The organism is Priestia sp. 53B2 (assembly GCF_056099005.1).
Genome location: NZ_JBLZXA010000008.1, coordinates 779772 through 793269 on the forward strand (window position 1 = coordinate 779772; position 13498 = coordinate 793269).

General features: G+C 38.7%; 12 protein-coding genes. 2 read left to right on the forward strand and 10 right to left on the reverse strand.

Annotated features, from left to right (window positions below; translation table 11 throughout):
* Positions 1-10: 10 nt before the first annotated feature.
* The 7 genes from dnaK to gpr all read right to left on the reverse strand — a co-directional run bounded on the left by dnaK (position 11) and on the right by gpr (position 8444).
* Positions 11-1828 carry a molecular chaperone DnaK gene (dnaK, locus tag ACN6NE_RS07415; RefSeq protein ID WP_129704831.1) on the reverse strand — a complete coding sequence of 606 codons (1818 nt, stop codon included), beginning with the start codon at positions 1826-1828 and terminating at the stop codon, positions 11-13.
* Between the two features lie 30 nt (positions 1829-1858).
* Positions 1859-2419 (reverse strand): nucleotide exchange factor GrpE, encoded by a 561-nt coding sequence (gene grpE, locus ACN6NE_RS07420; RefSeq protein ID WP_028411655.1) that lies wholly within the window; start codon positions 2417-2419, stop codon positions 1859-1861.
* Between the two features lie 105 nt (positions 2420-2524).
* On the reverse strand, positions 2525-3553 hold the full coding sequence (hrcA, locus tag ACN6NE_RS07425) for a heat-inducible transcriptional repressor HrcA (RefSeq protein WP_013059244.1): 1029 nt from the start codon (positions 3551-3553) through the stop codon (positions 2525-2527).
* Between the two features lie 91 nt (positions 3554-3644).
* Entirely contained in the window at positions 3645-4784 is a 1140-nt protein-coding gene (gene hemW / locus ACN6NE_RS07430) for a radical SAM family heme chaperone HemW (RefSeq protein WP_129704833.1), read from the reverse strand.
* Between the two features lie 175 nt (positions 4785-4959).
* Positions 4960-6783, reverse strand: a complete 1824-nt coding sequence (lepA, locus tag ACN6NE_RS07435) for a translation elongation factor 4 (RefSeq protein WP_013059246.1) — start codon at positions 6781-6783, stop codon at positions 4960-4962.
* Between the two features lie 128 nt (positions 6784-6911).
* A complete protein-coding gene (locus ACN6NE_RS07440; RefSeq protein WP_014458177.1) occupies positions 6912-7247 on the reverse strand; it encodes a DUF3679 domain-containing protein in 336 nt (111 codons plus the stop codon).
* Positions 7248-7331: 84 nt separating this feature from the next.
* Positions 7332-8444, reverse strand: coding sequence for a GPR endopeptidase (gpr, locus tag ACN6NE_RS07445; protein ID WP_129704835.1), 1113 nt, complete (start codon positions 8442-8444; stop codon positions 7332-7334).
* Between the two features lie 256 nt (positions 8445-8700).
* On the opposite strand from gpr, the gene rpsT reads away from it, so the two are divergent.
* Positions 8701-8967, forward strand: a complete 267-nt coding sequence (gene rpsT / locus ACN6NE_RS07450; protein ID WP_013059249.1) for a 30S ribosomal protein S20 — start codon at positions 8701-8703, stop codon at positions 8965-8967.
* Between the two features lie 34 nt (positions 8968-9001).
* Here rpsT and holA read toward each other — a convergent pair whose 3' ends face one another.
* The gene (holA, locus tag ACN6NE_RS07455) at positions 9002-10018 is read right to left on the reverse strand and encodes a DNA polymerase III subunit delta (protein ID WP_028410615.1); all 1017 of its coding nucleotides are present in this window, start codon (positions 10016-10018) and stop codon (positions 9002-9004) included.
* A gap of 326 nt (positions 10019-10344) precedes the next feature.
* On the opposite strand from holA, the gene ACN6NE_RS07460 reads away from it, so the two are divergent.
* Positions 10345-10479, forward strand: coding sequence for a YqzM family protein (locus ACN6NE_RS07460; protein ID WP_013059251.1), 135 nt, complete (start codon positions 10345-10347; stop codon positions 10477-10479).
* A gap of 57 nt (positions 10480-10536) precedes the next feature.
* On the opposite strand, the gene ACN6NE_RS07465 is transcribed toward ACN6NE_RS07460, so the two are convergent.
* Both ACN6NE_RS07465 and ACN6NE_RS07470 read right to left on the reverse strand, forming a co-directional pair.
* Positions 10537-12828, reverse strand: a complete 2292-nt coding sequence (locus ACN6NE_RS07465; RefSeq protein WP_474325008.1) for a DNA internalization-related competence protein ComEC/Rec2 — start codon at positions 12826-12828, stop codon at positions 10537-10539.
* Positions 12829-12896: 68 nt separating this feature from the next.
* Complete coding sequence (locus ACN6NE_RS07470; RefSeq protein ID WP_025750557.1) at positions 12897-13463, reverse strand: ComE operon protein 2; 567 nt, start codon at positions 13461-13463, stop codon at positions 12897-12899.
* Positions 13464-13498 lie beyond the last annotated feature (35 nt).

The following is a 13498-nucleotide window of genomic DNA, read 5'->3' on the forward strand; positions in this document are numbered from 1 at the left end:
TCAAGATGCATTATTTTTTGTCGTCGTTTACTTCTTCAAACTCTGCATCTACAACATCATCATTTTGAGCGCCTTGTTCACCTGCTTGCTGAGCTTGTTGAGCTTGCTCATACAATTTTACAGTTAACGCTTGAACGATTTCTTGAAGTTCATCTTTTTTCGCTTTGATTTCTCCAAGGTCATTCTTTTCAATCGCTGCTTTTAAAGCATCTTTTGCTTCGTTAGCTTTTGTTACTTCAGCTTCTTCTACTTTTCCTTCAAGATCTTTTAATGTTTTTTCAGTTGTGAACACTAATTGATCTGCTTCATTGCGTAGTTCCACTTCTTCTTTACGTTGCTTATCAGCATCTGCGTTTTCTTCCGCTTCTTTTACCATGCGGTCGATTTCGTCATCTGATAAACCTGTTGAAGATTTAATTGTAATAGCCTGCTCTTTGTTTGTACCTAAATCTTTTGCACGAACGTTTACGATACCGTTTTTGTCAATATCGAATGACACTTCGATTTGAGGTACTCCGCGTGGTGCAGGTGGAATATCAGTTAACTGGAAACGACCTAGCGTTTTGTTGTCTGCAGACATTGGACGCTCACCTTGAAGAACATGAATATCTACAGCCGTTTGGCTATCTGCAGCCGTTGAGAATACTTGTGATTTACTTGTTGGAATCGTCGTATTACGCTCAATTAGCTTTGTAAATACGCCACCCATTGTTTCGATACCTAGTGATAAAGGCGTTACGTCTAGTAATACAACGTCTTTTACATCACCAGTTAATACGCCACCTTGAATTGCTGCACCAAGTGCAACTACTTCATCAGGGTTTACACCTTTGTGAGGATCTTGACCAGTTTCTTTTTTGATTGCATCTTGTACCGCTGGGATACGAGTTGAACCACCAACTAAGATTACTTTATCAAGTTCGCTTGCAGAAAGGCCTGCATCTTTTAAAGCTTGACGCACAGGAGCCATTGTACGCTCTACAAGGCCTGCTGATAACTCGTCAAATTTAGCACGTGATAAAGATACCTCTAAGTGAAGAGGACCAGCTTCTCCAGCAGTGATAAATGGTAAAGAAATTTGTGTAGATGTTACGCCCGATAAATCTTTTTTCGCTTTTTCAGCCGCATCTTTTAAACGTTGAAGCGCCATTTTATCTTTGCTTAAATCAACGCCGTTTTCTTTTTTGAATTCAGCGACTAAATAGTCGATGATTACTTGGTCAAAGTCGTCACCACCAAGGCGGTTGTCACCTGCAGTTGCGCGAACTTCAAATACGCCGTCGCCAAGTTCTAGAATAGATACGTCAAACGTACCACCACCAAGGTCATAAACTAAAACTGTTTGATCTTCATCTGTTTTTTCTAATCCGTATGCAAGTGCTGCTGCAGTAGGCTCGTTAATAATACGCTCTACTTCTAAACCAGCAATTTTACCAGCATCTTTTGTTGCTTGACGCTCAGCATCATTAAAGTAAGCAGGAACTGTGATAACAGCTTTTGTTACAGGCTCACCTAAGTACTCTTCAGCGTAACCTTTTAAATGTTGAAGAATGATAGCTGACATTTCTTGAGGCGTGTATTGCTTGCCTTCAGCTTCCACCTTATGGTCTGTACCCATATGACGTTTAACTGAAATAATTGTGTTAGGGTTTGTAATAGCTTGACGTTTCGCTACTTCCCCAACTTGACGCTCACCGTTTTTGAATGCCACAACTGATGGCGTTGTACGGTTTCCTTCTGGATTTGGAATTACTTTTGGTTCGCCGCCTTCTAATACAGCGACACAAGAGTTAGTTGTACCTAAATCGATACCAATGATCTTACTCATTGACAATGACCTCCTTCATAATATGTAGTGTTATTGATTCACTTTAACCATCGCAGGGCGGATGATTTTATCTTTTAATTTGTAACCTTTTTGAAGCTCTTCTACTACCGTGTTCGGTTCGTATTCATCGTCCTCTACTTGCATCACTGCCTGATGCTCGTATGGATCGAATGTTTTCCCAACTGACTCAATTGCTTCAACACCTTCTTTTTGAAGTGCCTCTACCAATTGACGGTATACCATTTCTACACCTTGCAGCACAGATTTAGTTTGTTCGTCCGCTGTGTTAACTTGTAATGCACGTTCAAAGTTATCAAGTGCTGGTAAAATATCCGCAACCAATGATTGAGCACGGTATTTTTGAGCAGCTTCTGCATCGAGACGTGAACGACGACGGAAATTATCGAAATCAGCTTGTAGACGTAAGTAGCGATTCTCTTCTTCTTCAAGCTGTTGCTTTAATTGATCATTTTCTTGTTGAAGAGGGTTTACTTCCTCAGACGCTTCAGCTTCAGTTGCTTCAGCAGCTTCTGTTTGAACTTCTTCAACCACTTCTTCGTTTTGTTCTTCTACTTGCTTTTCGTTTGACAATTCATTCACCTCCCTTAAATGTTTACACACATTTTCACATTTTAAACAACGATTTTTATTTTATCACAGGGAAAGGATGGAAGTAATATATTCCACCCGATTCCTTTATTCTTTATACAAATTTGTTAACACTTGAGACATATCTGATGATAGCAATGTAAGCAAACTAATTACACGTGCATATTCCATACGGGTCGGTCCCAGTATAGCAATTGTGCCGAGCTGTTCGTGACCAAAGGAATAACTAGCTGTAATTAAGCTGCATCCTACCATTTCATTCAATTTATTTTCATGACCAATTTTCACATGTATGCCAGCCTCATTTGGGCTTAACAGCTTATAAAACTGCTGTTCATGTTCAATAATGTTAAACAGCCCGCGAATTTTATTAAGATCATGAAATTCCGGCTGAGCAAACATATTCGTTTTGCCGCCAACTACTAATTTGCCATTCATGTTGAGCTTTAATGCATCATTGAGTATATCCATCGTCTGCTCATACCCTTGAATGTGGCTTTTTAAGAGCGTCGCTACTTCTTTGTACATTTTATCATGTAAATCAGTAATGCGAACGCCGATGAGCTTTTCGTTTAAAATGTTAACCATTTTTTCAATATCGGAAGGTTGAATACTGCTCGGCAGCGTAATTGTCCGACTTTCAACGTGTCCTGTATCGGTCACAATAATGGCAACAGCTGACTGAGCCGTTAAAGGTAAAATCTGCAGCTGTTTTAACTTATGGCTGACCGCTTTTGGTCCTAGCACAATAGACGTTAAACTCGTTAAATCAGATAAAATTTGCGCTGACTTTTGAACGAGCTGCTCCAGTTCTACAATGCGTTCAGCGAATACCGAACGTACCGTCGAAACGTCGCTTGCTTTCAAGTGCTGAGGGGACACTAGATGATCAACATAATAACGATAACCTTTTTCAGACGGAACGCGCCCTGAAGAAGTATGAGTTTTTTCAATAAATCCAAGTTCTTCTAGGTCTGACATCTCATTACGAATCGTAGCCGAACTAAAATTAAACTCTTCTTTCTTAGATAATGTTCGAGAGCCTACCGGCTGCGCAGATCGAATGAAATCATCAATAATGACTTGTAAAATTAATAACTGTCGATCAGTAAGCACGCTTCATCACCTCTGTTAGCACTCTAAAACTCTGAGTGCTAAATCTAATAATAAATTACCAAATCACTATAGCGATGTCAACGATTTGATATTAGATTATCCCAATAAAGGCTTGAAAAACTTCATTCCCCAAAAATCGACCATTGTGTGTTAAAAAGACTGAGCTATTGTCTTCACCCAAAAGTCCTTTCTCTTTGTATTCTTGAATAGGTTCTCCAAACACATCTTTTAATTCTCGATTGAATTTTTTCTTAAACTCCTCTTTTGAGACTCCTTTCGTTTTACGAAGGCCCAAAAACATTTCTTCTTCCATTTTTTCAGCCTCGGTCACGCTCACTTCATTGAGATATGCATTTCCGTTTTGCTCGACTGAATCAATGTACTTTTTTAATGGTCCAATATTTGCTCGTCTTATTCCGTCTATATAGCTATGTGCGCCTGCGCCAATTCCGTAATAATCGTCGTTGTTCCAATAGGTTAGATTATGAATACTCTCGTAGCCTGGCTTTGCGAAATTACTGATTTCGTATTGATGAAAACCTTGTTTGTCCATTTCTTTCATAAGCAGCTCATACATAGCTGCTTCTTCTTCTTGAGCAGGCAGCGGTAGCTTTCCTTTATTCATTAAATTATAAAATACCGTTTTAGGTTCAATAATCAACGAATAGGCAGACATATGCTCTACCTCTAATGAAAAAGCCGTTTGAAGCGTAGAAGAGAAATCAGCTACCGTTTGTTCCGGTAGGCTATAAATTAAGTCTAAGCTTATATTCGACATTCCAATCTTTCTCGCTTGCTCAACACAATCAAATACCTGTCTATTTGAATGCACACGTCCAATTTTCTCCAATAATCTTTCATTAAACGTTTGTACACCAATGCTTAAACGATTCACACCATAATCATGGAGAAGCTGAAGCTTTTCTTTTGTCAATTCATTCGGATTCGCTTCAAATGTAAACTCACCTTTTTCGTCATAAGGGAGGTACATACGAATGGATTCTAAAAAATACTCTAGCTGCTGTTCATCTAAGGCTGTGGGCGTTCCACCTCCAACGAATATCGTGTTTAAATTGGTCGTTGGATAATGTTCAACTGCTTGTTTCATTTCTTCTCGCATGCTTTCCAAATACGGCATAACGGGCTGATTTTTGAAAAACACTTTATTAAAGTCACAATAGTGACAAATATGATGACAAAACGGGATATGCAGATATGCTGCCTTCACCATGGACTTCCACCTCAATCACATTTATAAATGATAAAAATACCGCAGAGTCTCTCTGCGGTATTTTTATCTATGTTCGTTCACACTTATTTACAGCGCTCAAAACTCTTTACTATCGTATCAGATTAGCTTGATTTTCAAAACTAATTTGACATGTTAAATAATAGAATTTCAGCTATTAATCTTCGTCCATGCGAAGCACAGCCATGAATGCTTCCTGCGGTACTTCAACAGAACCGACCTGCTTCATACGTTTTTTACCTTCTTTTTGTTTTTCAAGAAGTTTACGTTTACGAGAGATATCTCCTCCGTAACATTTTGCTAAAACGTTTTTACGAATGGCTTTAATTGTTGAACGCGCCACAATTTTTTGACCAATTGCCGCTTGAATCGGCACTTCGAACTGTTGACGTGGAATAAGCTCTTTAAGCTTTTCTACAATGACTTTACCACGATCGTAAGCCGAATCTCTGTGCACGATAAAGGACAGTGCATCGACCGTTTCGCCGTTTAAGAGAATATCCATCTTCACAAGCTTCGAAGGCTGATATCCAATAAGCTCGTAATCAAACGAAGCGTAGCCTTTTGTATTTGATTTTAATTGATCAAAGAAATCATATACAATTTCAGCTAGTGGAATTTCGTATACAATACTCACGCGATTAGCATCCAAGTACTGCATATCAATAAAGTTGCCTCGCTTCTTCTGACAAAGCTCCATCACAGCACCAACATAATCGTTTGGTACCATCATCGTTGCCTTCACATACGGTTCTTCCACGCGTTCAATCTTTTGTGGGTCCGGCATATTAGACGGGTTATCTACAGACAGATGAGTCTCGTCTGTTAAATACACGTCATAAATAACGCTTGGAGCTGTTGTAATTAAATCAATTTTAAATTCGCGCTCAATACGCTCTTGGATAATTTCCATGTGAAGCAACCCTAAGAATCCACATCGGAAACCAAATCCTAAGGCCTGAGACGTCTCTGGTTCAAACTGAAGTGCAGAGTCATTTAGCTCTAGCTTTTCTAGTGCTTCACGAAGATCGTTATACTTCGCGGTATCAATCGGATACAGTCCGCAGTATACCATTGGATTCAGACGACGATAACCAGGAAGAGGTTCACTTGCTCCGTTTTTAGCAAGAGTAATCGTGTCCCCTACTCGCGTATCTCCAACGTTTTTAATAGCTGCTGTTAAAAATCCTACGTCGCCAACAGAAAGTTCATCTTTAGCAACGGCTTTTGGCGTTAACACACCTAGCTCCGTTACCTCAAACTCTTTTCCTGTTGCCATCATTTTAATTTTGTCGCCTACTTTTACTCGTCCCTGTACGATACGAATAGATGCAACTACACCTCGGTATGCATCATAAAATGAATCAAAGATTAGTGCTTGAAGCGGTGCATCTGGATCCCCTTCAGGAGCAGGAACTTTTTCAACAATTTGTTCTAAAATTTCTTCGATTCCAATTCCTGCTTTAGCTGAAGCTAATACAGCTTCCGACGCATCTAATCCAATTACGTCTTCAACCTCTTGGCGCACTCGCTCTGGCTCTGCGCTCGGCAGGTCAATCTTATTAATGACAGGTAAAATTTCAAGGTTGTTATCAAGCGCTAAATATACGTTTGCTAGTGTTTGAGCTTCAATACCTTGAGCTGCATCTACTACTAGAATAGCACCTTCACACGCGGCTAAACTTCGCGACACTTCATATGTAAAATCGACGTGTCCCGGTGTATCAATTAGATGAAAAGTATACTCTTCTCCATCTTTTGCTTTGTATTGAAGCTGCACAGCATTTAATTTAATGGTAATTCCACGTTCACGTTCTAAATCCATCGAATCTAAAAGCTGAGCTTTCATTTCTCGCTGTGTTAACGCATTTGTTTTTTCTAAAATACGGTCTGCTAATGTTGACTTACCGTGGTCTATATGAGCAATAATCGAAAAGTTTCTGATTTTCGATTGTCGTTTCAATCTTGCTTCTCTATCCATATTTTTTTCACTCCTACTGAAAATCGGCAAAATACACTAAATTAAATTATAACAACACATTCGTCAACATTCAATAAGCATTCCATTGGGGATTTTTCCATACAAAAAAGCAGAAAGAGATTCTGCTTTTAATTAAGAAGATGATGGATAGCCTTAAAAGCTTTTCCTATTGTACTTTTCACGCCTTCCGCTAGACTTTGACCTAGCGAGGAGAAAAAGTTAAAAGCCTTTCGTTTTTCTAGAAACTGCTGTTTTTCATCAATGTTCACGACTTTTTTTGAACCTAAAACAGCAGCTTCCACCTGACCATCTGACGTTTTAGACACATTAATAACATGTTCAATCGAAGGATCATTATATCCCTTCATTTTAATCAACCCTTGCTGAGCCGTCTGCATCCCTAAAAATACGACGCACAGTAAAAAAATGGTTAGTACTACTGATTTTAAAGTAAATTTAATCATATTATTAGGCCCCTTACTTCTTTATCTTCTGTAGTACTAACCATTATGACTATATTCTGAAGAACTCATTCATCTAAAAGCGTATTAATGAGTATATGCCCCAAAGTTCTCTTGATCCACTTCATGATGCAAAGCAGCGTTAAGTCCTCCTGCAACTACATTAGCCATATCTTCAATAAACATATCCACTTCTTTTGGCGTAACCATCAAATTATGACCTAAAGGTGCAAGCACTTCATGAATAAGACGTCTTTTTTCTTCATCGGGAAGGTTGCCAATCATACCGAGATACGTTTGACGCTGCTCTTCATTGGGTAAATCATCCTCCGTGAGCTTCTTTTTTTCTCCAAACGTCATACCGGACGGAAGCAGCGACTTAGACGGCTTTCCCTGCTCTTTCATTTCTCGGCCGAAATGTTTTAAGATAAAGTCAATTGTATCGCTTGTAATGGAAACAGCATCCACTACCGTTGGAATACCTATTGCAATAACTGGAATGCCAAGTGTTTCATAACTGATTTCTTTGCGCTTATTTCCAACCCCAGACCCCGGATGAATACCTGAATCTGAAATTTGAATGGTAGCATTTACCCGTTCAATCGAACGAGCGGCCAGCGCGTCGATTGCAATGATAAAATCTGGATTCACTTTCTTTACAACGCCAAAGATAATATCACTTGTCTCAATACCCGTCATTCCCATTACTCCCGGAACAATGGCGCTAACGGGTCTAAAGCCATCTTGCACGCTTTCAGGCTGTAGCTCAAACAAATGTCTTGTAATCAACAAATTATCTACTGCCTTTGGTCCAAGCGCATCTGGTGTAACACTTAAGTTTCCAAGACCCACTACAAGACAGCTAGCATCATCTGGAATGTTGAGGCTTTTAATAAAAAAATTCAGCTCTTTAGCAAATACTTCTTCCATGGCCTCTTGCTTTTCAGTATCCTGCTCGCGAATGCCTACCGATTCAAGGGTTACATATCGGCCTTTTTTCTTACCGATTGCTTCTGCGCCCTCTTCCGTAATTTCTACCATTGAAATTTTGACACCTTGTTCTTCTTTTTCTTTTACAATTACGCCTTTGATTTCTGACTGGTTATTCGGTTTAGGCTGGTTTTCTAACGCTATGTCTTTTGCTTCGACGGCTAGATCCGTGCGCACGCTATATTGACTTAAATCAAGTTCTTTTTCCATTTCTTAACCTCCTAGACATTCTTTGTTGAAATTATTGTCACCGAGGACTGGCAGATTCATGCATTTAAGAAATGAAAAGTGGAAGGAAGGGCGCAATATCAGCTACAAGCTTTTAAAGAGAGGTCTGTCATATAAAATTCCTTGTCAAGGCTATTGCATTCTGTCCTTGTGTTTGATAAAATATCTTTTGTTCTTATTGTGAAGAATGTCGAGTTCTATATAATCTCGATTGTTATCATTTCGGGAGGTGAAACGGATGCCAAACATTAAATCAGCTATCAAACGTGTAAAAACTACTGAAGCTCGCCGTGCTCATAACATTCAAGCTAAATCAGCTATGCGTACTGCAATCAAAAACTTTGAAGCTTTAGTTGAAAACAACGATGTAGATAACGCAAAAGCAGCATTTGCTGTTGCTTCTAAAAAATTAGACAAAGCTGCACAATCTGGTATTATCCACAAAAATGCTGCAGCTCGTCAAAAATCTCGCTTAGCAGTAAAACTTAACGGTTTATCTGCATAATTGAGACAAAAACGATCCCATTAGGATCGTTTTTTTATTGCGCTCTTTTTAATAAAAACAGCTGTAAAATAAGCGCTTTATCCATTTTCCCCGTCTTCATTTCATAATCTGCCTCTGCTAAATCCTTTAAAATTTCTTTAAGCTGCTGTTCCTCAAAACTTCTGCTCTGCTGCAAAGCAATTTTCACACGAAACGGATGAACCTTAATCGTTTGAGCAATTTGCTGCTGACCGTACCCTTGACTAGACAGCTGCTTCGTATGATAAATCAAACGAAACTGCGTCGCTAACAAAGATAAAATTTTAATAGGCTCTTCGTTATTACGCAGTAAATCCTGATACATATTTAAAGCAGTAGAAACCTTTCGCTGAATAACAGCGTCAATAAGCGTAAATACATTTTGTTCAAGCGTTTTTGCCACAAGCTTAAGCACAACTTCTTTTGTAATGACTCCGCCTTGTCCAACGTATAACACCATTTTTTCAATTTCATTTGTCACAAGCGTTACATTAAGACCCACAAGCTGAATAAGCAGCGTCACAGCATCTTCATCCATATTCACTCCATCTTTTGAAAGTAAATTATGAATCCACTGCTTCATTTCTTTTTCACCAAATTCGTTCGCTTCGATGTAAGCTGCTTGTTTTTTTAATAATTTTGTTATTTTTTTTCTTTCATCCAGCTTTTCATAAGGGGCTAGTAGAATTAACGTTGAAAAAGATGGGGGCTGCTCCACATATTGCTGCAGTTTTGCTAGATCATGCTCTACTTTATCTTTCGATTTTTCAGCCGTTAAAAATGCTGCATTTTTCGCAACCACTACACGCTTGTCTCCTAAAAAAGGAAGCGTTTCAGCATCTTCTAGAACTTGATCAATCGATGTTTCTTCTAAATCGTATAGTGACAAGTTAAATTCTTTATCTTCTTCATTTAACGTATAGTCGACGATTTTATCTCTAATCTTTTTACTCATAAATGCATTGACCCCGTGTATTAAGTAAACGGGGGCTATATTATTTTTGGTAATACTTTTTAAGCTATCAACTGCCAACGTATATACGCTCCTCTTTTTTATTCATCTATATTGATTATGTATAGTTACTGATAAACAAAATACAATTTCTATCGTAAAGGTGTTATGAGTTTTTGGCAACAATACAAAAGGAATTGCCTTAAAACGACAATTCCTCAGTTTATAATAAACATTAACAATATAAGCCCTAGGTTACTTATTTGTTAATGATTAAACCCTTATCTCTATTTTCTCCTCATGCTCATAAAGTATAGTTGTTAACTGTTGTCAGTTTGTGAAAACGCTTTTAAATTGTCTAGATTTTTAAAAAAAGTTAGATTATACTGTAAACAGGAGGGGTGTTAATGAACCAATTTGAAGAAAGTGTCCAAAGTAAACGCAACGACGCTGTCGATTCTGCCGTAGGATTTGGTGTTTCATTTGGCTTTTTCACTGCCTTATTTGTTATTGCAACTGTGATTCACTACTTGGGTTCGTAAAATTGCTTAAAGGCTGCTTCTTAGCAGTCTTTTTTAGTTCGTTTTTCTTACTATAGACTATGGAAGTTGCTGCGAAAACGTTCCTGACTTTTTTGTAAATTCATACGTTACCCCACCATTTTCATCCGTTCGATAAATATACACCCCGTAGCTTTTCAGAAGCTCTAATATTTCTTGATGAGGATGACCATAACGATTTTTTTGTCCCGCTGAAACAAGCGCTACTTTAGGATTTAAATGTTGAACAAACTCTTCTGAAGTTGAGGTTTTACTGCCATGATGCCCAACTTTTAATACATCTGCTTTAATGTTTGGAAAGTCTTTCAATATTCTTTGTTCTCCTTCCTTTTCTAAATCTCCGGTGAATAGCCAGCTTAAATTTCCTAACTTAGCGTCTATTACAATTGAGCCGTTGTTGCTCGTTTCTTCGAAACCTGTCGGAGAAATAATCTGAAATAACACACCTCCTTCTTGCCAGCTATCTCCTTGTTGAACAATTTGAACAGGCACGCTTTGTTTTTGAGCAGCGATCACCAAGCCAGTCTCTACGTCATTTAATTTAGCTTTTTTCCCAAGCACCAGCTCTCCGATAGCCACTTGTGAAAATAAATGCTGTGCCGCCCCTGCGTGATCATAATCGCCGTGTGTGATAATCATTTTATCTACCCTTGTTATTCCTTTTGAATGCAAAAAGGGAACAAGTACGTCTTCTCCCACGTCAAAAGAAGAACGACGTTTTTGCCATGGTTCTTTTGGAAATGAAACGGTTCCTCCGGTATCGATCATATACACACCTTTTCGATAAGGAAGCTCAATGATAAAGCAGTCTCCTTGTCCTACATCGACCATTGTGACCGTTCCTTTTGGATTCAAATAAGGATACATACATTGTGCGGCTAACAATGCCACGAGAAGAAACATATAGCGAACGAAAAATCCTCCTTCTTCGACCGCCACAAATAAAGCATAAATGCATAAGTACATTCCCAAAAACAGAACAATGTGGGGTTTTCCCGTTATAAAATCAGCGGGAATCCACTCAAAAAAGCCAAGCAATTTTTCACAAAAAAGTAAAAGAACATGAAGAATTTGCTCCAGCAGTTCACTCACTCCCGGCAAGAGGATACGAACAAAAAGAATGAGCAAACAAAGAGGTAATATAACAAGAGAAAACAGCGGTACAAAAACCATATTTAATGGCAAACTGAGGAGAGATACTCCATAAAAATAGTACAACAATAAAGGAAGTGAACTGACTTGTGCAATCGCTGAAACAACCATGAGCTGGCTGACAGAAGAATGAAAACGAGGTAAAATCGTCTGACTCGATAAAATTAATGCAAAACTAACGGCAAAAGAAAGCTGAAATCCTACATCAAATAAATAGTACGGCTTAAAAAGCAGCATGGCCATAAAAGCAAGGCTGATGCTGTCAACCAAAAGAATTTTTCTTTGTATTTTTATCGATATAAGCATCAGCATACTCATAAAAACAGCTCGGACAACTGAAGCGCTGCCACCGGCCAAAACCATGTATACAGGAAGAAGCAAAAGTAAAAGCGTAATGGCTCGCTCGCGCGTTATTCCAATCCGAATGAGCAAATAAAAACACATCGCTGTCAGCAGTCCAACATGAAGACCTGATATGGCAAGCAAGTGTATTAAACCAAATTGCTGATAGCGCTTGATACTCTCTTCTTCGATGCCAGTGCGCTCGCCGTAAATTAGTGCCTGCATAAACCCAGCGCCTGGATCCGACATATTTTGTTGAATATAATTAATTCCTTTTTGACGAATAAAGGTAAGGTACGTAAGTGGAGTTAAAGTGGGGAGCTGGCATTTTACCAAATCAAGTCTCTTGACGTTAAGCTGCCAATGAATAGACTGATGGTACAAATATTGCTGATAATCAAATGCATGAAGGTTGCGAGCAGGTGAAGGAGAAGTTAATTGCCCCCCTAGTTGACAAACTTGATGAATCGTTAGCTTTTCGAGCCGCTGTTTCTCTTCCAACGTTTTTAGTTTATAAAAAGCCATGACCTCTTCATTTTGAACCGTAAACTTAAAAGTAAGCTTGTCGCCGTCACTATGCGGCACAGATGAAATTTCGCCTGTAAAAGAAGAAGATTCATCTAAAAGAACCGTTTTGTTATTCTTATTTGTCTCAGCTAATAGGTAGACGCACAAAACACTCAACAGTGCAGAAGCAATAACCACTTTCCTCGGGCATTGTAGCCATTGAAAAATGAAAAGCACGATTAGCAAAAACAGGCTTACAACGGAATGATTATCATATACATATAAAGCTATCATCATGCTAAAAGCACAGTAAATATAATATCCTTTCACTTTTAGCTCCTTTCTTCTTAAAAGAAAGAGGCTTCTTACTGTTACCAAGTAAAAAACCTCTTTTACCTTTAATTTGCCGTAAACAAAGCGAGAGCTTCACGCTGTAAATTCATCACTTCTGCTTCATCCGCTCCGCTTTTTTCTAAACGAGCGAGAACATCCGTCACAAATTGAAGCTTTTCTTTACTTTTTAAGTCAATGATTGCTTCATCAAGTTCAACTTTTGCTGTTTTCACTCCCGCCTGTTGAAATAACTCAACAGCATACGGATGATTTTTGTAATCATTAGCGTAATATACTGTTTTAATTCCCGCTTGAATAAGGGCTTTACAGCAGTTTAAACAAGGAAAATGCGTGACGTATACTTCCGCATCTTCTGTTTTCACACCAAACTTAGCACACTGCAAGAGTGCATTCACTTCTGCATGGACAGTTCTTACACAGTGTCCATCAATCACATAACAGCCTTCGTCAGCACAATGCACGCCTCCGCTGATCGAGCCGTTGTATCCTCCAGCTATAATACGTTTATCACGCACCACTGTAGCCCCAACAGCCAGACGTTCACAAGTGCTTCTTAAAGCTAGCAAATGGCTTTGTGCCATAAAATATTGATCCCATGAAATCCGGTTCATCTCATTCCCTACCTTTTTATTTAAAACTGAATAAT